This is a genomic window from Spirosoma gilvum (assembly GCF_054776815.1).
Map to the genome: position 1 here is coordinate 140,694 of NZ_BAAHBH010000003.1, position 21,810 is coordinate 162,503.

Here is a 21,810-nt window from a genome sequence, read left to right on the forward strand (position 1 = left end):
AGAGTCGCCCGAAAGAGCGGCTTTTTTTCGTTGTACAACTGAGTAGGTGGTTGTCGGGAAACGCCTTCTGAGAATACGCTAACTTCAGAATCTCTTTTCGGTATGCTAAAAACGGCTTCTTTTTATGTTCTGCTGCTTAATCTGCTCTGTCTTGCTCTGACAGCAAATGCCCAACCCGATACGCTGGTGAAAGCCCAGGAGTGCAGAGTGCGTAGTGGACTGCCCTATTTTTTTGAGAAGGTGAAAGCTGGGCAGTCGGTCCACATTGCGTATCTAGGTGGTAGTATTACCGAAGCAGGAGGAGGGTGGCGAGAACAATCACTGAAGTGGTTTCAACAACAATATCCTAAGTCCCGTATTGAACAGATTCCGGCAGCTATCGGTGGTACAGGTTCTGATCTGGGCGTTTTTCGGCTACAGGAACAGGTACTAGCCCATAAACCTGACCTGGTCTTTGTGGAGTTTGCCGTAAACGATAATGGTAAAAAGCCCGAGCCGATTGCGGTGGCGATGGAAGGTATTGTCCGGCAAATCTGGCGGGCCAATCCGCAAACCGACATCTGCTTTGTTTACACCTTAACAGGTACCATGGCATCTACCTTGGCAAAAGGCTATTTCCCGCTGTCGGCTTCCGTGATGGAAACCATTGCCGATCATTATGGAATTCCGTCTGTCCATCTTGGATTGGAAGTGGTGAAGCTGGCCGAAAAAGGGGAGTTGATTTTTAGTGGTAAGCCCGAAGATCATCCCGGTAAGCTTGTATTCTCAGCCGATAATGTGCATCCGTATCCGCAAACGGGCCACCGACTGTATACCGAAGCGTTAATCCGTGCCTTTGGCGTATTGCATAAAACGGCTACCAGCCGAAAGGCCCAACTGAAGCAACCGCTCTACCCAAACAATTGGGAGAACGCGCAGATGGTCAGTGCCGAACGGGCTACCCGATCGCCGGGTTGGCAGGTAATTACTCCGGCAACCGATTCGGTAGCCCGGAAATTAGCAAACCGTTTTACGTTTTTGTTGAAAGCAACGAATCCTGGCGAACAACTGAAGGTTCGTTTTCGAGGAACGCATTTTGGGATTTATGATGTGATGGGGCCGGGTTGTGGTCAGTATCGGGTGGTGGTCGATGGAAAAGAACCAATCCTGTACCCTCGGTTCGACAGTTTTTGCACGTATTACCGCTCCAACTACATCCTGCTGCCCCCGCTTCCCGACGGCGTTCACACCATCGAACTCACTGTCGATTCACAAACGCTGGACAAAGCTGCGATTTTGAAACAACGAAATCAGACGATGGCAGACCCCGTCCAATACGCACCCAAAAACTGCTACGCCGGGCAGTTGCTGATTATTGGCGAGGTGTTGTAAAAGAAGTTTCAGGTTTCAGGTTTCAAATTGGCGGACGAGTGGGGCTGCCAACTTGAAACCCATGCTCGTCCGCGATACAATCGCGGATGGGTGAGGTTTGCGTCTGTGACGCGTATGAGTAGTAGCTAGTTTTTCCTGGGCGTCGCAGACGCGGACTTCACCCATCCGCGATACAATCGCGGACGAGCCGAGCTGCCAACTTGAAACCTGAAACTTTAAACAATAGACGTTATTTCGGAGCCATCCGAATAGCCCCGTCGAGTCGGATCACCTCGCCGTTGAGCATGGGGTTTTCGATAATGCTTTTGGCCAGCAAGGCATACTCACCCGGTCGGCCCAGTCGGGAGGGGAACGGAACCTGTTGGCCAAGCGATAATCGGGCTTCTTCAGGTAGACTAGCGAGTAGGGGTGTTTCGAACAAACCCGGTGCAATGGTCATAACCCGAATGCCGGAGCGGGCCAGATCACGAGCGATAGGCAACGTCATTCCAACAATACCACCTTTCGAGGCCGAATACGCTGCCTGACCGATTTGCCCATCATATGCCGCTACAGAAGCCGTATTGATAATTACCCCACGTTCTCCTTCTTCGTTTGGTTCATTATGCTCCATTGCCAGCGCGGCTAATCGAATGACATTGAACGTACCAATTAGATTGACGGAAATGACCTTTTGGAAAGCCGCCAGCGAATGCGCGCCATATACTCCATCGACTTTGCCAACGGTTTTTCGGGCCTCGGCCACACCAGCACAGTTGACATTAATATGTAAACCGCCAAACGTTTCGACTGCCAGATTAATCGCTTCCTGGACGTCGGTTTCGTCGGTAACGTTGGTTCGGTGAAAACGTACCTGAGTGCCCAATTCGTCGACCAGCGCCTGACCACGAGTGTCGTTCAGGTCCAGAATAACCACATTGGCGCCCTTCGATAACAGCATACGGGTAGTGGCTTCGCCTAAGCCAGAAGCGCCCCCCGACACGATGGCGGTTTTATTTTTTAGGTTCATGATTAGGTAGGGTTTAAAACAATAAACCGTTTTACAAAATAGCCATCAATTCATTCCAGTGGCGAATCTCGTAGGTTGGTCTGTCATCAACAACAATGCCTTCGGGATTATAAAACAAGGTGTCGAGCCCTACGCTTTTCGCGCCCAGAATATCGGCTTCGTAGTTGTCACCAATCATGATACTTTCGGCGGCCGTTGTGCCACTGATTTCCATCGCATACTGAAATACCAGTGGATCGGGTTTTTTGGCGTTGGCTTTCTCACTGGTGATCACGTTCACGAAATAATGGGCAATCTCAGAACTGTTCATCTTGATGGCCTGAATTTCGGCGAAACCATTGGTGATAATGTGCATCACAAAGCGACCGTTCAGGTAGTCCAGTATGTCACGGGCCGACTCCAGCAGGTGAGGCTTGTAAGGCAATAACTTCAGGTATTCGGCATTCAGATCCGCCTTGACCATTGATTCGTCGATACCTAGTGCCTGGAACACCATCGGAAATCGATGCTGCCGAATGTAGCTGTGCTCAATCAGATTTTTGTCGTAGTCGGCCCATAGCTTTCGGTTCACAGCAATAAAGTGCCGACTAAACTCCGCAGCCGATTCGATGCCCAGATCGCCCAGTCGGAATGTTTCGTACAACTCGGCAATACATTCGGCTGAGTTCCGGTCGAAATCCCACAGCGTATGATCGAGGTCGAAAAACAGGTGTTTGTACTTCATAGAGTTGTAAAGTTGAAAGGGTATAGAGTTATAAAGTGGTAAATAATAGCACCAGCTTTACAACTCTATGACTTTGATGACTTTAGAACTCCAGCTTCAGCCGTTCGACGGGCTGATTGTTCACTAAATGACTGTCAACGATTTCGTCGACGTCGGAGAGTTGTACGTTGCCGTAGTAGGTACCTTCCGGGTAAACAACCAGACTTGGGCCGAAGGCGCAGGCATCGAGGCAGCCAGTTCGTTGAGCCCGCATTTCTTTCAGCAGTCCGCGTTCGGCCAGAGCGGCTTTGAATGCATCGACTAATTCATTGCCATGGACTTCGCCACATGACTTTTTTGGGGCTGGCTTTTGGTTATTACAAATGAAAACGTGCTTCTTGTATTTCATACATTCAGATTGGATACTGACTCAAAGGTACGAACGAACCGTCTGCTATCCATATAGCCTTGGTGTGGTTCAGGTGAAGATATTTGGTTGGGGTATAAAAATTAATGAATTGACTAAAACTTTATTTGAAACAAAAAGTTATCTGGCCAGATACACAAATTGAAGAATGTTGGGGAACATACTGCCAATCTGATCGTATCATCGATTGAGGTATAAACTCCCTTTTGACACACCCATGAAAACCTTCGTGTCCTCATCTATAAAGCAGGGATTGATAGGCCCGGCCGAAGGGCTTAATCAACTCGTCTTCGCAGACATATATGATCGATACGCAGCTATCCTACTGGGTGTTATTACAAAAATAATTCCCGAAAAAGCAGAAGCTGTATCGCTGTTGGAAACGACCTTTAGTAAAGTCCGGTCGGAACTACCTCAATTTAAGCCCAGCAAGCAACCTTTGTTTGTATGGCTTCTGCAAATAGCCCGTTGTACAGCGTTGGATGCGCTTAAGGAGCGCCGTCAGGCAGCGGTACCCGTTCTTCAATTAACTGAACAAGGGTCGGTAGTTCGGCCAATGTGGGGTAAAAGTAATCAAACGGTCCTGACTCGACCTCAAACACGATCGGCCGAAGGGCAGCAGAAGCAGCTACTGGATATGGTTCTGTTTAGAAATTGTACTCCTCAGGAAGCAGCCATGTCGCTGGGAATACCTGTCGAAACCGTCCGGCAGCAGTTAAGGCTGGCCATGCAGCAGGTCAGGAAAGCAGGGAAAAAGAGCTAAAAGCTGAGGTTTCATCCGATTCTACGGATAACCAGGATAGAATCGGATGAAACCTCAGCTTTTAACAGCACTTGCTACTATGACTTCTTCGTTACTGGGTTTGAAGATGCTGTAATGGATGGCTTTTTCTTAGCCGGTTTAGCGGATGATGGAGCCGATGGGTTCTTCTGCGTCATCGTGACGGGGTCCCAATACACCACTTTTTGCTCGAAATAACTTTCGTTGCAGGCCAATACGGGAGCGGCTGCCCGGAAACCAAACACCGGATCCTCGACCGTACCCTGACTGCCTTTGCGAACATTCTCGAAGAAGTTGCCAAAGTGTTTCGCATGTGCATCATCGTCTTTAGGCGCTGTAAACTTCACTTCCTTAACGGGCTCAGCGGTTCGTGTGTCGGGCGGATATTTGGCGTCATACTGCTTAACAAACTCCTGCTGAACCGGCTCGGTAAACGTAAAGAAACTGTCGTAATTGCCGTAGCCGGGTGCAATGGGCAGCTTTTTCTTGGTCATAATCAGGTTATCTTCCGAAAACTCGATCTGTCCTTCGTTGCCAATGATGCGCGTAACATTGCTGATTTTACCGGCATTGGCGAAGTTTACCCGCAGCACCATCTGGAAAGCTTCGTGCTTGTCGGTTTTGGGGTAGTCCATGATGCACGACATCACATCGGGTACATCGCGCCCATCTTTCCAGTAGGCCAGATTGCCCGACGAGAAAATTCGGGTTGGCCCCATCGTGTTGGTCACAAAGTGAACGCCCGTGATGAGATGAATAAACAGATCGCCCGCAACGCCTGTACCATAATCCTTATAATTCCGCCAGCGGAAAAACCGGGTCGCATCGAACGGACGCTTGGGTGCGTCGCCCAGGAACCGATCCCAGTCGACGGTTTGGGGCGATGCATCGGGTGGAATCGAGTAGTTCCAGGCACCTATGGCATTGAATCGGTCGTTGTTGGACTCGATGTAATTGATCGCACCAATTTCGCCCGCTTCGACCAGTCGTTTTGCTTCCTGAAACGCGGCACTACTGATGCGCTGGCTGCCGACCTGCATGGTCTTGCCCGATTTTTTCCAGGCATCGATCACGGCTTTGCCTTCGTTCAGGTGCTGCACCATCGGCTTTTCACAGTACACATGTTTTCCGGCTTTCAGAGCGGCTATAGTGATGTGATCGTGCCAGTGGTCGGGTGTTACAATCAGTACGGCATCCACATCCGGTCGGGCCAGAATTTCCCGGTAATCGCGGGTCGTAAAGAGGTCTTTATCTTTACCATATTCGGTCTTGGCATGTTCGAGCCGACCCGTATATAAATCCGCAACACCGACCAGTTCAACATCCGGGTTGCGCAGAGCGGCTCGGGTATCGTAATTCCCCTGAATACCCATCCCAATGGTTGCAATCCGAATTTTGTCGTTCGGACTAATCTTCGCCAGATTCGGGATATAAGCAGGCATACCGAAGGGCTTAGCCAGCCCCTCAGTAGCGACGATTGCCGAAGCTGTTGAGAGGGTTCTAATAAACGTGCGTCTGTTGGATTGCATAGATTGAGGGGTTTTTATACAAAGCTGGTTCACAAGATGATTTACCCGATAAGTAGGGATGGCTAGGCAGGCATACCAATTTTTAATGGATTGTTAAAGTCATTTTTAGTTCATGCTAATCTGGTTGACTCAAGTTTGCAAGCGGAAATCAACACACGGCCGCTTCAGAATCGACGGATGATGCAGAGCTACAAACCGTATAAGCAGGTTGCCACTCAGTGAGTGGGTTTATTTCTTTTCTTCCATTTTATCATCAATTGCTATGAAAACGATTGTCTTTGCAGTGCTTGCCGCATTGCCTTTTTCCGTGTTGGGTCAACAGAATAGCCATCGGGTGTCCTTTCCTGACAATGGAATTTATGCATCATCCACCGATTTTGCCACCCATACCTTAACCGATGGGTTTAACACTGGTCAGCCGGGGTATCGCGTAAAAAATGAATTATTCGAGCCGGTTGTGAAAGTAGATGAGCCTAATCATCAGGAGGTTAAAATCGCTATGGCTACTTTATGGGGCGAACGAAAACTTGGGGTCGATTATCGGATTTTTGATGGTCAGCTCTACCGGGTTGAGCATTCAGACCGGGTGATTATTTATAGCCTGCCAGCCACCATTACCGGGGCCGGAGGGAACACCTACTATTTCAGCCGGGAACTCAATTCGCCGATTTATTTAATCACGGCGCATAATCTGGCCAATGTATATTACGACCAGTCTGCTATACTCGCTGCGTTCGATACCATCGATTGGCTTAACGAGCATCCCTCGTTCCGGGCCCGGCAATTGGTTGAAGCTTTTTATAAACCAGGTGACGGATCGCAGGCTGCTGAATAAATTGCTCTGAAATGTGAGTTATTTCAGGTTTGGGTGTAAATAGCCCCAGCGGGGCAAAACGTTGGTAGAAAAGACAATCCTACCAAAACCAGAGCCCCGTTAGGGGCGTAACAGACTTTTCTGGTCTTGTTACGCCCCTAACGGGGCTCTGGGCGTTATCCTTTTAGCATAATCTACCGATATTCTGCCCCGATGGGGCTTTATGATCGGTAGGAGCGTGTTATGGCTGAGGGACTTTGTCGCTACTTTTAAAATCAGAAAAAAATAGTTTGAAGTTTCGAATACGAGGTTTACCATCAACTGTAAATAGCAATAAACCTCGTACTGCCCTCTCCAAACTATTTATCGAACTGCACCGCTACCCATTGACGGTCGGTTGGGACTTTATGGGTAGCATTCCAAACAAATAAGGCCTGTTCAAGCGCTACATTCAGTTGCTTCTTGGTTTGTAATCGACGGATATTCAATTTGCGATTGATCGTTTCCTGATAAATCAGCCGTTGGTCATTCGTATAAAATCGAACAGTTGACGTACTACTTTTCGGGGCGGTTTCGATTACCCAAAACCCGTCTTGTGGGGCAAGGGATTCTTTCAACGACTGGGCTTGAGTAGCAAATGATGTAGCCAGCAGAAAAAGGGCGGCAATGGCAAAGCGGAAGTGTTTACGTGTGTTCATCGTTTTAGTTTTTGTGTGTTTACGGTTAGTCGTTAACCGAATCAAAAGTAGAAACGTAGCGAATTGGCCGCCAGGAAATTCGCTGGGTTACGACGGGTTATCGCTATACGTCAGCCAATGGCCTATGAATGTCATTTGGGCGAAAAACTGCCATTTAGCGACTGCAAAACGTCGTCTGTCGACTAATGGCGTGTTCGGTAGGTGAAGCGCTTCTGTTTGTCTATCTTCGGGTAGTAAATCGGTCAAGTCATGCAACGCCTGAACAAAGAATTTGTCTTCTCCAATCAACCCCGGCAGCGGCTCATCCGGCACGGATTGTTCTGGTCTGTCTGGGCGTTTTTTTTCACGCTGACCTACGGATTTTTACCGGCGAATGTACTGCTTCATGAAGGTGTTGAATGGCCACTGGCTTTCCTGAAAGGATTCACAGTTTCGGGTATCGATTCGGTGCTGTTTATGCCGGCGCATATGTTTTTGTCGTACAGCCTTATGTACTGGGTAGTGCCGCGTTACCTGATGCAGGGGCGTTATGTGATGGCCGTTTTAATTACCATACTGCTCGTTATCGCAGCAGCCGCTTTGTCGGCTACCCTGGCTGAGTTTGTCGTGTATCCGGTGCGTATGCTTATCTATAATCGCTATTCGGGAAATTCGTTCTTTTTTGCCATGATGGCGGGTATGCGGGGGGGCACGACCATAGCAGGTTTTGCCGTAGCGATCAAACTGGTAAAAATCTGGTATCAGAAGCAGGAGGCTTATCAGCAGATTGAGCGTGAGAAGCTACAGGCCGAACTACAATTACTGAAGTCGCAGGTGCATCCGCATTTTCTGTTCAACACGCTGAATAACCTGTATGGACTCACGCTGCACAAATCGGATCACTCACCCGAAGTGGTACTGAAACTGTCGGAATTGCTGAGCTACATGCTCTATGATTGCAATGCCCCGGAAGTACCGCTTCAGAAAGAAATTGCGTTCATGCGTAATTACATCGGACTGGAGCAGCTCCGATACGGCGACCGACTCGATTTATCCCTTACCATTACGGGCGATTATCAGACCAAACTGATTGCTCCGCTACTGTTGGTGCCTTTTCTGGAAAATGCCTTTAAGCATGGCATTAGCGAACAGTTAGAGCAGGCCTGGATGCATATTGAGTTGTCGGTGCAGGGGAATCAGTTGAAATTCAAGGTGATCAACAGCCGAGAACTACCTGAACAGACCGATGATTCTGTGGGGGGAATTGGCCTTCAGAATGTGAAAAAGCGGTTGACGCTACTCTATAAAGACCAGCATGATTTACGGATTGTAGCAGAGGAAGAGACCTTTATGGTTTTACTGACACTGGAACTGCAACCCGAAAAAACAACTCCGCTGGTATGGGCTGCCCGGTTGATGGAAACCGCCTGATTTCATAGCTTAGCACTATAATTAATCGTTCTATTGTCATACGTTAGTGTCGTCCATGCCTCCAATCCGTTGTTTACTGGTTGATGATGAACCGCCTGCGCTGGCTGTTATCGAATCGCACATCACGATGATTGATGGGCTGGAAATCGTGGGCAAGTGCCATAATGCCATTCAGGCCTTTGGCGTATTGCAGTCGACATCCGTTGATTTACTGTTTTTAGACATTAAAATGCCGAAGCTGCTCGGTACCGATTTTGTCCGTAGTCTGCGACAGCCTCCCAAAGTCATTTTTACAACCGCTTATCGGGATTACGCACTGGATGGTTTTGAGCTGGATGCAGTCGATTACCTGCTGAAACCGATTTCGTTTGAGCGATTCCTGCGGGCTGTGTCGAAGGTGATGCGGGTTGAACCGAGTACGATCAGCACTACGGCATCTGAAGGCTGGCTGGACACGCTGAGCGAGAAGCCGAATTCGCCAACTGCCGAAAATGCGTTCCTCTACTTTCGGGCCGACCGTAAAATGGTGAAAGTATTTATCCGTGATATTCTCTATGTCGAAAGCCTGAAAGATTACGTCAAAATCGTAACCGTATCGGCAAAACCGTTGGTGGTTAAGCAAAGCATCAGTTCACTGGAAGAGATGTTGCCCGATGCCGATTTTTTGCGCATCCATCGATCATATATCATCGCTGTGGACAAGATTAACGCCTACACACCCAACTATGTCGATGTCGCTGGTCAGGAACTACCCATTGGCCGACTGTACCACAAAGAGGTAGGGCGCGTGCTTAAAATGGAGTAGCGCTCGGCTGCGATTGCATCGCGGACGAGCAGAGTAGAAATCAGTGTTTTCAGCATTCAGATACTAGCGTACTACTCCCTAGTATCTGAATGATTTTCATGCTACCCTTCCCGAACAAGATCGCTTACTTCCTGATGCTATGTCTGTTGGGCCTGTCAAACAGCTTACAGGCTCAGCGAAATCCGAAATTTCGGGTTATTGCTTTTTACACAGCTCAAAACGACCGCGCTCATATCAGTTATGTACATGAAGCCAATCGGTGGTTTCCGAAGATGGGCGAGAAATATGGGTTTTCGTACGATTCGACCAGTAACTGGACCAATCTGAATTCTACTTTTCTGGCCAACTATCAGGTCGTGCTATTTCTGGATACCCGACCCGAAGAACCCGCCCAACGGGAGGCATTTCAGAAATACATGGAAAACGGCGGAGGCTGGCTGGGCTTTCATTTTGCCGGATTCGCGCTAACGCCTTCCAAATACCCGCAAAACTGGGACTGGTATCACAATGAGTTTATCGGGGCGGGTTCGTACAAAAGCAACACCTGGCGACCGACATCAGCTATTTTGCGGGTCGAAGATCGGAAACATCCGGCTACAAAGCATTTACCCGCAACGTTCAAAACGGCTCCCAACGAATGGTATCGGTGGACCAACGACCTGAAAGCCAACCCGAACATCGACATCCTCATGTCGATCGATTCAACCAGCTTTCCGTTGGGTACAGGGCCCAAGCCGCACGAAATCTGGCACAGCGGTTATTATCCGGTGGTCTGGACGAACAAAAAATACCGGATGATTTATTCAAATATGGGCCACAATGACATCGACTATGAGGGCAAAACCAACAAAGAGCTTTCATCCTCATTCAGCAGTGAAACCCAAAATAAATTCCTGATTGACGCGCTGCTGTGGCTGGGAAACGGGAAGAAGCGTTAATGCACTGAAGCTATGAACACAGTCTCTCGTCGTAAATTTCTGCAAACGTCTGCTGGCCTGGCAAGCAGTGTTTTACTGGCTCCTTTTGCTTTTGGTGAAATGACCGTACAAAACCCATTGCGGTTAGGAGGTCCTATTTTTCTGAAAAGTGATGATCCCGACGAATTAGCACGGGAACACCGTCGGTTACGCTACAGTGCAGCTTACGTTCCGAAGGTCGAACTGGCGGATACTACGCGGATTGGCGCTATTCGTAAAGCCTTCGCTGGTCAGAATGTGCTTATTGCTGAGGTTGGCGCGTGGGTGAATATGCTGGAAGCGGATCCAGCAAAACGAACGAAAAACCTGGCGTATGTGACCGAGCGACTGGCGTTGGCTGAAGCCGTTGGTGCGTTAACCTGTGTGAATATTGCTGGTTCGTTTAACCCAAAACAATGGGATGGCCCCGATGCCCGAAATCTGTCATCAGCCTACTTCGATGCTACGGTGGAAAATTGCCGGAAAGTGATCGATGCCGTAAAGCCCAAACGGTCCAAATTTGCCCTCGAAATGATGGGGTGGAGCCTGCCCGATGGCCCTGATTCTTACCTGAAATTCATCAAAGCCATCGATCGGCCTGCCTTTGCTGCACATATCGATATAGCCAATATCATCAATAGTCCGTCACGGTATTACAACAATACCGCCCTCATCAACGAGACATTTCAGAAATTAGGGCGCTGGATTGTATCCGTTCATGCAAAGGACATCTATGGGAAAGACGGCCATTTCGCCGAAACCATGCCCGGTCGGGGGCAGATGGATTACCTGGCCTATATCCGTAACGTGACGGCCCTGCCGCGTGAAGTGCCGCTGATGCTGGAACACCTCCGCACAGCAGAAGAATATGATGAAGCCCGCCAGTTTGTGATTAGTCAGGCTGATAAAGCCGCTATTCCGCTGGCCTGAATGGGTTGGATGTATAAAGTACAATCAGGCTAACTTGATTCGCGATTGAGTCTTTAATGGGATGTGTATTCGTGCTGTATTAATGGTTCTGGAGTTTAGAAATAGACAACAACCCTGAATTAGCATACCAGTTCATTTCGTCGTTTGGCATATACGACCTTATGCAATGGTCTTAACTGCTCTACTACATCAGATACACGTCGCCGGGCGATAAGCAGTTGGGTTTGATCCCGCATAACCAGATAGCTGGGGGAGGTTAATCGGGCCGCTCGATTGACCTGAGCCGCATGTTGTGGGTTAACCAGCGCATGCTTATGGACTCGCAGAAAAGAGGGCCACTGTTTCTCAAACCATTTTAAGGTTCGGCTTGTCAAAACCATTTCGCCGTTGAGCATATGCACGTAGCAGTAGTTGGCATCACCGGTTAGGTAAAGCACGGCGTTGGTGTCGAATCGGTAATGACCTTTGGCAATGGTAAGCTTTTTTTTCATGGTAATAGTGGTGGGATAAACCCCATTCGACGGAGTTTGTCAGCAAGAATTAAACAATAATTATGGGTGTTTGATACCAATAAGAAAAGATGACTCTTGTGAGGTTTTGATAACCCTATTTGTCAGTTAGCTAGCGGGTTAAGATAGAACCGGCGCAGAAGACTGACAATTGTGTAGTGACCTTGTGTCGGGAAGTAACATGGTAGTCATAAGGTTCGGAATAATACAGAGGTTACAGGTAGTTAGTGGCTTGTTAACCTACGTGACTGACTCAATCGTGGTGTCTGGGTAAAATACTCTTACGTTATAAGTAAACAATCGCTGTTAACAAGTAGCTCAAAAGTAACAGTTTAGTAAGTAGGAAAGTAATCGGTTTTGGGAGAGTTTATTAAACCTTGCGAATTGTACATAAACGGATCGAATTCATCCATGAAGTTTTATATTCTATGAATAAAATAGAATCCGATCGATGGCTTAATTAAGGAATCATTTATTCGTAGTTAACGAACAGTTCTGGCGTAGGAACCAACCTAAGTCTATACGGAACGGCTCAGGGCAGGGTAGTTTCCGAGATCATCATACTTTTTAAGCAGCCCCCAATTCGGCTCGGAAAGAGCCTCGATGGGTGGCAATTTAGTGCTGCTAACCGACTGCCCAACCTACGTTCTTTATGATTACCTTAAGCCGACCTTCTAAGCCTATTTTCCAATGGCTGGCTGTTACAGGGGCCGTTATTGGCCTTTATGCCTGTGCAAGCAATCCGAAAACAACTACAACTCAAACGGTATCGACAACAACCTCGACAACAGTTGCTACGACTTCAGCCCCCGTTGCTCCGGCTGTTCCCAAGCGCGTACTGGTCTTTTCAAAAACAAAAGGCTGGAAACATACGTCCATTCCGTTCGGGATTGCCGCTATTCAGAAATTGGGCCGAGAGAATAACTTCCGGGTCGATACTACCAAAAATGCGGCCTATTTCAACGATGATAGTCTGAAGCATTATCAGGCGGTTATCTGGCTCAGTACTACCGGCAACGTACTGAATCAGGTGCAGCAGGCGGCTTTTGAACGGTATATTCAGGCCGGTGGCGGCTATCTGGGAATTCATGCGGCTGCCGATACGGAATACGACTGGCCATGGTACAACAAACTCGCAGGTGGCTATTTTGCCAGTCATCCTAGCAATTCCAACGTTCGGAAAGCTACCGTCGACGTGCTTGATAAGAGCCACGGCTCAACCAGTATGCTTCCTGACCATTGGGAACGTACTGATGAATGGTACAATTATCGGTCACTCTATTCCGATCTGCATATACTGGCAAATCTGGACGAAAACACCTATGATGGAGGAATCAACGGGGCCAATCACCCTATTGCCTGGTACCATGAGTTCGATGGAGGCCGGGCGTATTATACAGGTGGCGGGCACGAAGATTCCAGTTTCAGCGAGCCCTTGTTCGTTCAGCACCTTCTGGGTGCTCTCAACTGGGTAATGGGTAGTGGCAAACCGCTGGATTACAGCAAGTCGTACTCGGTGGTGATGCCCGAAGACAACCGGTTTGTGAAAACGGTTCTGGTCAATGATCTCAATGAACCCATGGAAGTGGCCGTTGCCAACGATGGTCGGGTATTCTTTACCGAACGCAGCGGAAACCTGTCGGTCTATGATACAAAGACGAATAAAAACCAACTGGTGCATAAGTTTGATGCACCTACCAAATTTGGGCATGGTTTACAGGGAATTACCCTCGATCCGAATTTTGCCACCAACCACTGGCTCTATGTGTATTATTCACCATCATTCGACAAAGATCCGTTCTATAATCTGTCTCGATTTACACTTAAAGACGACGGTTCGCTCGATCTGGCATCTGAAAAAGTGCTGCTGAAAGTGCCCAGTATTGCCGAGCCGGGCGCGCACCACGGTGGGTCACTGGCGTTCAATAAAGAAGGCAATCTCTATCTGTCGACAGGCGATCATACCAACCCATTCCCATCAAATGGCTATGCACCCATCGACGCCCGTCCTGACCATTTAGCCGCCGATGCGCGTGGGACGGCCGCCAACACCAATGATTTTCGGGGTAAAATTCTGCGGATACGCCCCCAGGCTGATGGGACCTACACAATTCCCGAAGGTAATCTCTTTCCGAAAGGGACAGCCCAGACCCGGCCCGAAATCTATACGATGGGGCTACGGAATCCATATCGTATCGCGCTGAATCCCAAATCGTCGGTGTTGTACTGGGGCGAAATCGGGCCAGACGCCGGGAAAGACAGCACGCTGGGACCACGCGGGTATGACGAGTTTAACCAAGCGAAAAAAGCGGGCAATTTCGGCTGGCCGCTGTTCATAGGTAATAGCCAGCCTTACCCGGCCTACGATTTTGCGACGAACGCCATAGGAGCTCGCTTTGATCCAAATGACCCCGTAAACGATTCGCCCAAAAGCAGTGGGTTGAAGCATCTTCCGCCCGTCAATCCGGCTATGATCTGGTATCCGTATGCGGCTTCCAAAGAATTTCCTGAACTAGGCCAGGGCGGACGAAGCGCTATGGCCGGTGAGTTTTATACCTACGACAGAAACTCCTCATCAAAAAACAAATTCCCGGACTATTACGATGGTGCCCTGTTTATCTTCGACTGGATGCGCAACTGGGTAATGGCCGTTCGGGTCGATAAGAATGACAACTACATCCGTACTGAGCCGTTTATGGCAGGCAATGGCGATTTCCGTCGGCCAATCGACCTGGCTTTTGGGAAAGACGGGGTTATGTATATGCTTGAATACGGTTCGGTGTATGGAGCTGATAACGACGATGCCCGACTGGTAAAAATTGAATACAACACGGGTAGTCGGCCTCCTACGGTACGGGCTAATGTAGTTGACTCGCTGGCAATGGCTCAGTTCAACGCCCGTTCGTATCTCACTTCTGATGGCCGAAATGCACCGGTTATTCGGGAAGCTATAGGTCAGGCACCGTTGCGGGTTAAATTCAGCGGACGGGGAACGGATTTGGACGAAGACGATCGAATCACTTATCAGTGGTTGTTCGATGGCAAAACCGTTGGTTCGACTCAGCCAATGGCGACCTACACCTATACACAGCCGGGGGTGTATAATGCGATTTTACGGGCAACTGACCAAACGGGTCTGGTAGGTGCTGATACTATCGTGGTGAAAGTAGGGAACGCCCAACCCGAAGTAGTGATTGCGACACCCGACAATAAATCGTTTTTCTGGGAAGGGAAGCCGTTTACCTATTCGGTAAAAGTGGCCGACAAGGAAGATAGTAAAATTGACCCCAAACGAATTAAAGTCATTTACGAATACAATGCCCAGCCGCGCGGAACACCTGTTTTGGGACCGCAGCAAGGCCATCAGGATTTGGCGATGGTTGGAAACGGATCGCTTGGGAAAACGCTGATGGCGGGCAGCGATTGCAAAGCCTGTCATACGATTGACAAACCTTCGGTTGGGCCGACATTCCTGGCGGTGGCAGATCGGTACAAAGGCCAGGCAGGTAGCGTTGAACGGCTGGCCAAGAAAATCATTGAAGGTGGGGGTGGAAGCTGGAGTAAAGACCACTTAATGAGTGCGCACCCACAAATTCCGGTGCAGGACGCCCAGGAGATGGTGAAATATATTTTCTCGCTGACCGACGCCCGTAAGCAGAAAACTGTTCCGTTACAGGGGAGCCTGGCCTTAAACGAACACAAACCCGAAGAGACGCGTGGTCAATACACCATCATGGCCTCATATACGGACAAAGGGGGCAAGGTAGTTGGACCATTGACAGGCTCTGAAGTTGTCACCCTGCGTAGCGCCAACGTCAAAACGATCAATGCCGATGCGTATGTTGGATTCCCCCGGTTTGGTAATAACCTGAGCGCTGGTAATCACAAATCGTATGTGCTGCTGAAAGGCATCGATATGACCACTATCAAGTCGCTCACTTACGATTATTCATCACAGAATAAAGATGGCGAAATCGAAGTCAGGCTGGATTCATACGCTGGCCCTGTAGTAAGTCGGGTGCCTTACAAAGCGACTGGGGCCTGGAATAAGACGGAACAGGTGACTAGTACGTTCGAGACGCCATTTACAGGACGTCATGATGTGTACGTAGTGGTAGTGAAGCGCGATAAACCCAACGACGGTATAATTCAACTAAAAAGCATTCAGTTCAATCAGTAAAATCGGAATTAAACACAGAGGCACAAAGGCCACAGAGTTTTTAAATCTTTATACTCTGTGATCTCTGTGCCTCTGTGTTTAATCCTAAATTAAAACTTGTATGCTATAAACCACTAATGATACGGGCATAGACATTATTGGCCGGATTTCCATCGTAGTTGCGGCTGGTATCATCGGTTACATTGACTGTCACATTCGACACACTCCCCGAATTGGCCGTGGTACGACTAATGGTAAAACCCAGCGTCGAGGTGGCATTAGCACCTACCGCCTGCCCCGTATTCATCCGAAGCGTTAATTGCTGATTAGCTGTGTTTTGAATGACGCTCCACTGGCTGTTGTTAACCGTTGTCGTTGTTCCTCCCGATACGGCAATACTAGTAAGGCTATTATTAAAACTTAGGTTGTAGCCAGCAGGGGCCGTCAGAGTTATTGCTACAATTCCCTGAGAAGTAGCTATACCCGATCCTTCAAAAACATTGATCACAAAATTACGGGAACTACTGACGGGGAAATTGGCATCGGGTAGGATTAGGGTTGGGCTTAGATCAGGGTACTGACTGGCTGCCATAACTAGTGCCAGATTCTGGCTGGTAAAGGTAGTCGAGATGATCTTTGTGGTCGTATTGAGCGTGCTTGTTGGATTATTTAAAACAGGCCCGTTGGGTGTATTGGCATAGGCCAGCTTCAGGCGACTCTCGGTGTTCCCATTCAGCTCAGCGGTAAGGTAAGGAAAGCTAATGGTTCCAGAAAAAGGTATGGCTACACTGAATTGATAGACTCGACTAATACTAGCCTGGGGCGTCATCGAAACAGGCGTAGTGGTTTTTTGCAGCGTATTATTAGTTAGCGTGAGGTTGACGGAGGGGGTAAGTACCAGTCCATCAACCGTCAGGGATGTGTTCGCCTGAACAAGCATGCCCTGACTACCGACTGTCAACTGAGCGGATGCGTGTAGAGCCGACAGCAAAGTGATTAGAAGTAAATAGTAGCGCATAACCTTGTTGTTGAATTCTAATTTATAGAGTATAAGCTGGGTAAACGCTCACTCATAGCTAAACGGATTGCCCGATGGGATATAGCTGACCTTGACGCCCCGTACCTGCGGTGTCAGCCACGATACTAGCCATTCCATACCGGCTGCTTCGCTCATAATATGACCCAGAACAACCAGCGATATAGTTTGCCCCTGCCGTCGTGCATCGCGGATATACTCAGGCGTTTCCCACTCGCTGGCTTCTCCGCACAACACCACATCGGGCTTTGCTTTTTCAATCGCCATGATCTGATTTCGGCCACCAGCAGCGCCGGGCAGGAGTAGAACACGCTGGCATTTTTGACTCGTATCGCCTACTAACCGTACCTGCTTGATGCCCAATTTTTGCTTGGCATGAGCGATAATCTGCCCAACGGTGGTTGATGGAAGCAGCAGTACCTGCGGATTCTCAGGATCTACATTTTTCTCCCAACCCAGTGCCGACAACATCCCGGTCCGAATACCATCAGGACGATGTGAATGCCAGTAGTCGTGAAACCGCCAAACGGCAATATTGTTTTTGGTCAATAGATCATGTTTATGCTTAAATACGGGATCGTTACTGAGCCAGTCGGTTTCGTCGAGGTGGTTGTAGAACGTCGGTTCGTGGGCGATGATAAAGTTGGCACCGGCGGCAATGGTTTTTTCGATCACTTCAATAGTCGTAAACATGGTCGAGACGATTCCCGTAACCGTTTGCGATGGGCTACCTGACTTTAACGTATCGACGGTTTTCGAAAATGGAGCACCCGGAATCGTTTTCAGAATCAGGTCCATCACCTGCCCAACCGTAAACGTAGCTGTGGTTGGCGCACTGGCTTCGGTTAAAAAAGGCGTATTAATCAGGAGCGACGTACCAACGGCTTTCGTAACAGTTGCTAGAAATTGACGGCGTCCGGGAGCGTTATTCATGGTTGTTTTCGGTTTAGAAGAGACGATAATACACAATTTTGATGAAAGGTGCTTGTGCACGGTTAAGCTCGCGGACGGTTAAAGCCCTAGTCTGTGACGCGCTGGACATAGATTTTGTATTAGCGTCACAGGCTCTATTCATTTCTCTTTTTATGATTTTCGTTCGCGTCGCAGACGCGGGCCTCACCCATCCGCGATGCAATCGCGGACGAGCGGTGTGTTCTATTGGCAATAGCTTTTAAGAACAGCTTTCGAGTGAATCATTTCCCCGGTTCAGTGGTTTTGAGAAAGATTAGCTCACGTACTTATGATCGAAAGACCCCTAACCGATTGGTTGCCTCTTACAAAACAGGAAGTTGACAAGAGAGGCTGGGATGAAGTGGATATTGTGCTGGTGTCGGGGGATGCCTATGTTGACCATCCGGCTTTCGGAACGGCTGTGATTGGACGTATTATGGAAAGCGAAGGCTTTCGCGTAGCCATTATTGCCCAACCCAACTGGAAAGACGATCTACGCGACTTCAAGAAATTCGGTCGCCCAAAATATTTCTTTGGCGTAACCGCTGGCTGTATGGATTCGATGGTGAACCACTATACAGCCAACAAACGTCTACGTTCCAATGATTCGTACACGCCCGGTGGCGAAGCGGGTTTCCGGCCCGATTACGCGACCATTGTGTACTCCAACATTCTGAAAACGCTTTATCCCGATGTGCCGGTGCTGCTCGGGGGTATCGAAGCGTCGCTACGTCGGGTCACCCATTACGATTACTGGCAGGATAAACTGATGCCGTCGATCCTGGTCGATTCGGGGGCCGATATGCTGGTGTATGGGATGGGGGAACAGCCTCTCCGTGAAATCCTGAAACTGGTTCGGAAGAATGTACCGTTTTCGTCCATGCGGAACATCAATCAGGTGGCGTTCATGCATGACGCGCAAACTGAACTTCGCGATTATAACAACTGGAATACGGTCGAGCTGTCGAGCCATGAGGATTGCCTGACTGATAAAATTAAATACGCAGCCAACTTCAAGATTGTCGAAGTCGAGTCTAACAAGTGGCAGGCTAACCGAATTGTCCAGAAAGTAGGTGATCAGGTGCTGGTGATCAATCCGCCGTTCAAAACGATGGATGAGACCGAAATCGACAAGTCGTTCGATCTGCCCTATACGCGTTTACCCCATCCAAAATACAAAAAACGGGGACCGATTCCGGCCTACGACATGATCAAGTTTTCGGTGAATATGCACCGGGGGTGTTTCGGGGGTTGTAGTTTCTGTACTATTTCGGCACACCAGGGCAAGTTTATTGCCTCCCGAAGTGAACAGTCGGTGATGCGCGAAGTAGAAGAAATAACCAAACATCCTGAGTTTAAGGGATACATTTCGGACCTGGGCGGCCCATCGGCCAACATGTACAAGATGAAGGGTAAAGATGAGTCGATCTGCGCTCGTTGCCAAAGTCCAAGTTGTATTCATCCGGTCATCTGCTCGAACCTCGATACCTCGCACAAACCGCTAACGCAGTTGTATCGTCAGGTCGATGCGCACCCGAAAATCAAGAAAGCGTTTGTAGGTTCGGGCGTTCGGTACGATTTGCTGGTCGATGATTTCAACAAAAACAACGAAGACGGTAACCACGACGAATACATGGAGCAATTGACCACGCGCCACGTATCGGGTCGGTTGAAAGTAGCACCTGAGCATACTGCGGATGATACGCTGCGAATCATGCGAAAGCCGTCGTTCAAGTATTTCAAGCTGTTCAAGAAAAAATACGACCAGATTCAGGAGAAGCACAACCTAAAGCAACCGCTGATTCCGTACTTTATTTCGTCACACCCCGGCTGCGAAGAACAGGATATGGCCAATCTGGCGGCCGAAACCAAAGACATGGGTTTCCAGCTCGAACAGGTACAGGATTTTACGCCAACGCCGATGACGGTGGCCGAAGTGATTTACTATTCTGGTGTGCATCCATACACACTAAAACCGGTCAAAACGGCCAAAACCCGGGATGAAAAACAGGCCCAAAACCGCTATTTCTTCTGGTATAAACCCGAATATAAAGACTGGATTCGGAACCGCCTGAACAAACTCAATCGTCCCGATTTAGCGGATAAACTGTTGGGCAGTCCGAAGAAAGAGAAAACCGGTAAGCCATCGTTTAATCGGAATTTTTCAAGTAAGAAAAAGCGGTAGGGTGATTGTGGTGTTAAACGTTTTGTGAAAAGCTATTTTTGTCATTCCGACCGGGACGCGTAGTCGCAGGAGGAATCTCAAACTTGACTAATACACAAATTGAGATTCCTCCTGCGTCGGAATGACAAATACGTTCATTTTTCGTGTTTTTGAAAAATTAAAAAGACTCAGAAAATTCCAGTACTCACCCCAAACAAACAGCGCGAAGTCTTCAGGCTTCGCGCTGTTTGTTTGGGGCCGGTGTATTTTTATGTTTTTCGCGTCTTCCTGTAAGAAAGTAAATCCTGTCGAGTACTAATTAGCATAAACCGATGAGGCTATGACGGAATCAGAGCAGAACCATACGTTCAACCAGTGGCTTCGGCAACACAAGGTGCAGATTTTTAAGGTGGTGCGGGCCTATGCCTCGACGGCGATGGATCAGGACGACCTGTTTCAGGAGATCATCATTCAGGTCTGGCATTCGATTCCTGCTTTTCGGGAAGAATCATCTGTCAACACCTGGGTTTATCGCATCGCACTAAATACGGCCATCAAGTGGATAGGTAAAGAACAAAAACATCTGAAAAGCCGTGAATCGTTGGATGCCGTTCAGGCTGTATTGCAGGAAGTTAAAGTACCGCCCGATGAACGCCTGACCTGGCTCTACGAAGAGATTTACAAACTCGATGAAATAGATCGCTCAATTACCCTGTTGATGCTCGATGGCTTCAGTTATAAAGAAATGGCCACCATGCTGGGGATCACTGAATCGAACGTAGGAGTAAAAATTAACCGCATCAAGAAACAACTGATTTCTAGATCGAAACAACTGAACACACATGGAATTTGACGAATTGCAAAAAATTTGGGACTCACAAAACCAACAACCCATGTACATGATTAACGAAGACGCACTGCACAAGCGCATTCATACGAAAAAGGCGAAGGCCAGCCACATAACCAATTACAGCGAATGGCTCTTGGTCGGAGTAAATGCCGGAGCGGGCTGTCTGGTGCTTGGGTTACAGGCGTCAAAATCGGGGAATAATCTATTTATGTATCTACTGGCAGGCTGGATGCTGGTTACAGCCCTGGCTGTTTTGGTAAGTCGAATTCGTCGGATACGGCGAGAAAATCGGTTTGATCGGTCGCTGTTTGGTGAATTGGATCATGCCCTGGCTATGACAACCTACCAGGTTCGTCTATCCCAACTGATGCGCTGGAATAATTTACCGATTGCCCTACTGATCGTGGCTGGTATGCTGGATGGGGGTAAGTCGCTGTGGATAGCGACAGCTCTAATCGTTTTCTTCGTTCTGGTCAATTGGGCCAGTGGATGGGAACATCGGTTTTACGTATCCCGTAAGCTGGAACTGGAAACGTTACAGAAAAAACTACAGCAAGAGTAATTCCTATGCTCGTCCGCGATTGTATCGCGGATGTTCGAAGTCCGCGTCTGTGACGCAAACAACAATTTCATTATCGGTTGCTAATGATTTTCTGTCTTAAGCGTCACAGACGCGTACCTCAATCATCCGCGATGCAATCGCGGACG

Annotated in this window: 19 protein-coding genes; 11 read left to right on the forward strand and 8 right to left on the reverse strand. The window is 48.6% G+C overall.

Annotated elements, in window-relative coordinates; genetic code table 11:
* Positions 1-102: 102 nt before the first annotated feature.
* Positions 103-1,371: a GDSL-type esterase/lipase family protein gene (locus ACYVFD_RS08915; protein ID WP_461089552.1), complete on the forward strand. Its 1,269-nt coding sequence runs from the start codon at positions 103-105 to the stop codon at positions 1,369-1,371.
* 229 nt (positions 1,372-1,600) lie between these two features.
* Here ACYVFD_RS08915 and ACYVFD_RS08920 read toward each other — a convergent pair whose 3' ends face one another.
* From ACYVFD_RS08920 to ACYVFD_RS08930, 3 genes are all read right to left on the reverse strand, one after another.
* Complete coding sequence (locus tag ACYVFD_RS08920; protein ID WP_461089553.1) at positions 1,601-2,380, reverse strand: 3-hydroxyacyl-CoA dehydrogenase; 780 nt, start codon at positions 2,378-2,380, stop codon at positions 1,601-1,603.
* Between the two features lie 31 nt (positions 2,381-2,411).
* Positions 2,412-3,104 carry a YjjG family noncanonical pyrimidine nucleotidase gene (locus ACYVFD_RS08925; RefSeq protein WP_461089555.1) on the reverse strand — a complete coding sequence of 231 codons (693 nt, stop codon included), beginning with the start codon at positions 3,102-3,104 and terminating at the stop codon, positions 2,412-2,414.
* Between the two features lie 82 nt (positions 3,105-3,186).
* Positions 3,187-3,492: a (2Fe-2S) ferredoxin domain-containing protein gene (locus ACYVFD_RS08930; RefSeq protein ID WP_461089556.1), complete on the reverse strand. Its 306-nt coding sequence runs from the start codon at positions 3,490-3,492 to the stop codon at positions 3,187-3,189.
* A gap of 235 nt (positions 3,493-3,727) precedes the next feature.
* Between ACYVFD_RS08930 and ACYVFD_RS08935 the strand changes: the two genes are divergently transcribed.
* Complete coding sequence (locus ACYVFD_RS08935) at positions 3,728-4,273, forward strand: RNA polymerase sigma factor (protein WP_461089557.1); 546 nt, start codon at positions 3,728-3,730, stop codon at positions 4,271-4,273.
* A 77-nt stretch (positions 4,274-4,350) separates the two neighbouring features.
* Here the strand turns inward: ACYVFD_RS08935 and ACYVFD_RS08940 are convergent, their stop codons facing one another.
* Positions 4,351-5,820: a Gfo/Idh/MocA family protein gene (locus ACYVFD_RS08940; RefSeq protein WP_461089558.1), complete on the reverse strand. Its 1,470-nt coding sequence runs from the start codon at positions 5,818-5,820 to the stop codon at positions 4,351-4,353.
* Positions 5,821-6,082: 262 nt separating this feature from the next.
* On the opposite strand from ACYVFD_RS08940, the gene ACYVFD_RS08945 reads away from it, so the two are divergent.
* Positions 6,083-6,655, forward strand: coding sequence for a hypothetical protein (locus ACYVFD_RS08945; protein WP_461089559.1), 573 nt, complete (start codon positions 6,083-6,085; stop codon positions 6,653-6,655).
* A gap of 338 nt (positions 6,656-6,993) precedes the next feature.
* Here ACYVFD_RS08945 and ACYVFD_RS08950 read toward each other — a convergent pair whose 3' ends face one another.
* Positions 6,994-7,332: a hypothetical protein gene (locus tag ACYVFD_RS08950; protein ID WP_461089561.1), complete on the reverse strand. Its 339-nt coding sequence runs from the start codon at positions 7,330-7,332 to the stop codon at positions 6,994-6,996.
* Between the two features lie 249 nt (positions 7,333-7,581).
* On the opposite strand from ACYVFD_RS08950, the gene ACYVFD_RS08955 reads away from it, so the two are divergent.
* From ACYVFD_RS08955 to ACYVFD_RS08970, 4 genes are all read left to right on the forward strand, one after another.
* Positions 7,582-8,742, forward strand: a complete 1,161-nt coding sequence (locus ACYVFD_RS08955; protein WP_461089562.1) for a sensor histidine kinase — start codon at positions 7,582-7,584, stop codon at positions 8,740-8,742.
* Positions 8,743-8,797: 55 nt separating this feature from the next.
* Complete coding sequence (locus ACYVFD_RS08960) at positions 8,798-9,547, forward strand: LytR/AlgR family response regulator transcription factor (RefSeq protein ID WP_461089563.1); 750 nt, start codon at positions 8,798-8,800, stop codon at positions 9,545-9,547.
* A 98-nt stretch (positions 9,548-9,645) separates the two neighbouring features.
* Positions 9,646-10,485 (forward strand): ThuA domain-containing protein, encoded by an 840-nt coding sequence (locus tag ACYVFD_RS08965; protein ID WP_461090145.1) that lies wholly within the window; start codon positions 9,646-9,648, stop codon positions 10,483-10,485.
* Between the two features lie 12 nt (positions 10,486-10,497).
* Positions 10,498-11,433: a sugar phosphate isomerase/epimerase family protein gene (locus ACYVFD_RS08970; RefSeq protein ID WP_461089564.1), complete on the forward strand. Its 936-nt coding sequence runs from the start codon at positions 10,498-10,500 to the stop codon at positions 11,431-11,433.
* Positions 11,434-11,552: 119 nt separating this feature from the next.
* On the opposite strand, the gene ACYVFD_RS08975 is transcribed toward ACYVFD_RS08970, so the two are convergent.
* A complete protein-coding gene (locus ACYVFD_RS08975; RefSeq protein ID WP_461089565.1) occupies positions 11,553-11,924 on the reverse strand; it encodes a LytR/AlgR family response regulator transcription factor in 372 nt (123 codons plus the stop codon).
* Positions 11,925-12,594: 670 nt separating this feature from the next.
* Between ACYVFD_RS08975 and ACYVFD_RS08980 the strand changes: the two genes are divergently transcribed.
* On the forward strand, positions 12,595-16,122 hold the full coding sequence (locus ACYVFD_RS08980) for a ThuA domain-containing protein (protein ID WP_461089566.1): 3,528 nt from the start codon (positions 12,595-12,597) through the stop codon (positions 16,120-16,122).
* Positions 16,123-16,225: 103 nt separating this feature from the next.
* Here the strand turns inward: ACYVFD_RS08980 and ACYVFD_RS08985 are convergent, their stop codons facing one another.
* Positions 16,226-17,119 (reverse strand): hypothetical protein, encoded by an 894-nt coding sequence (locus tag ACYVFD_RS08985; protein WP_461089567.1) that lies wholly within the window; start codon positions 17,117-17,119, stop codon positions 16,226-16,228.
* Positions 17,120-17,167: 48 nt separating this feature from the next.
* The gene (locus ACYVFD_RS08990) at positions 17,168-18,070 is read right to left on the reverse strand and encodes a Nif3-like dinuclear metal center hexameric protein (RefSeq protein ID WP_461089568.1); all 903 of its coding nucleotides are present in this window, start codon (positions 18,068-18,070) and stop codon (positions 17,168-17,170) included.
* A 307-nt stretch (positions 18,071-18,377) separates the two neighbouring features.
* Here ACYVFD_RS08990 and ACYVFD_RS08995 point away from each other — a divergent pair, with 307 nt between their 5' ends.
* The 3 genes from ACYVFD_RS08995 (at position 18,378) to ACYVFD_RS09005 (ending at position 21,664) form a co-directional block, all read left to right on the forward strand.
* Entirely contained in the window at positions 18,378-20,273 is a 1,896-nt protein-coding gene (locus ACYVFD_RS08995; RefSeq protein ID WP_461089569.1) for a YgiQ family radical SAM protein, read from the forward strand.
* Positions 20,274-20,592: 319 nt separating this feature from the next.
* Positions 20,593-21,105 (forward strand): RNA polymerase sigma factor, encoded by a 513-nt coding sequence (locus tag ACYVFD_RS09000; RefSeq protein WP_461089570.1) that lies wholly within the window; start codon positions 20,593-20,595, stop codon positions 21,103-21,105.
* 46 nt (positions 21,106-21,151) lie between these two features.
* Positions 21,152-21,664: a hypothetical protein gene (locus ACYVFD_RS09005; protein ID WP_461089571.1), complete on the forward strand. Its 513-nt coding sequence runs from the start codon at positions 21,152-21,154 to the stop codon at positions 21,662-21,664.
* Positions 21,665-21,810: the final 146 nt, after the last annotated feature.

Coding starts and splice junctions, on each gene's coding strand:
- ACYVFD_RS08915 (WP_461089552.1), top strand. CDS start 103: ATGCTAAAAACGGCTTCTTTTTATGTTCTGCTGCTTAATCTGCTCTGT.
- ACYVFD_RS08920 (WP_461089553.1), bottom strand. CDS start 2,380: ATGAACCTAAAAAATAAAACCGCCATCGTGTCGGGGGGCGCTTCTGGC.
- ACYVFD_RS08925 (WP_461089555.1), bottom strand. CDS start 3,104: ATGAAGTACAAACACCTGTTTTTCGACCTCGATCATACGCTGTGGGAT.
- ACYVFD_RS08930 (WP_461089556.1), bottom strand. CDS start 3,492: ATGAAATACAAGAAGCACGTTTTCATTTGTAATAACCAAAAGCCAGCC.
- ACYVFD_RS08935 (WP_461089557.1), top strand. CDS start 3,728: ATGAAAACCTTCGTGTCCTCATCTATAAAGCAGGGATTGATAGGCCCG.
- ACYVFD_RS08940 (WP_461089558.1), bottom strand. CDS start 5,820: ATGCAATCCAACAGACGCACGTTTATTAGAACCCTCTCAACAGCTTCG.
- ACYVFD_RS08945 (WP_461089559.1), top strand. CDS start 6,083: ATGAAAACGATTGTCTTTGCAGTGCTTGCCGCATTGCCTTTTTCCGTG.
- ACYVFD_RS08950 (WP_461089561.1), bottom strand. CDS start 7,332: ATGAACACACGTAAACACTTCCGCTTTGCCATTGCCGCCCTTTTTCTG.
- ACYVFD_RS08955 (WP_461089562.1), top strand. CDS start 7,582: ATGCAACGCCTGAACAAAGAATTTGTCTTCTCCAATCAACCCCGGCAG.
- ACYVFD_RS08960 (WP_461089563.1), top strand. CDS start 8,798: ATGCCTCCAATCCGTTGTTTACTGGTTGATGATGAACCGCCTGCGCTG.
- ACYVFD_RS08965 (WP_461090145.1), top strand. CDS start 9,646: ATGCTACCCTTCCCGAACAAGATCGCTTACTTCCTGATGCTATGTCTG.
- ACYVFD_RS08970 (WP_461089564.1), top strand. CDS start 10,498: ATGAACACAGTCTCTCGTCGTAAATTTCTGCAAACGTCTGCTGGCCTG.
- ACYVFD_RS08975 (WP_461089565.1), bottom strand. CDS start 11,924: ATGAAAAAAAAGCTTACCATTGCCAAAGGTCATTACCGATTCGACACC.
- ACYVFD_RS08980 (WP_461089566.1), top strand. CDS start 12,595: ATGATTACCTTAAGCCGACCTTCTAAGCCTATTTTCCAATGGCTGGCT.
- ACYVFD_RS08985 (WP_461089567.1), bottom strand. CDS start 17,119: ATGCGCTACTATTTACTTCTAATCACTTTGCTGTCGGCTCTACACGCA.
- ACYVFD_RS08990 (WP_461089568.1), bottom strand. CDS start 18,070: ATGAATAACGCTCCCGGACGCCGTCAATTTCTAGCAACTGTTACGAAA.
- ACYVFD_RS08995 (WP_461089569.1), top strand. CDS start 18,378: ATGATCGAAAGACCCCTAACCGATTGGTTGCCTCTTACAAAACAGGAA.
- ACYVFD_RS09000 (WP_461089570.1), top strand. CDS start 20,593: ATGACGGAATCAGAGCAGAACCATACGTTCAACCAGTGGCTTCGGCAA.
- ACYVFD_RS09005 (WP_461089571.1), top strand. CDS start 21,152: ATGATTAACGAAGACGCACTGCACAAGCGCATTCATACGAAAAAGGCG.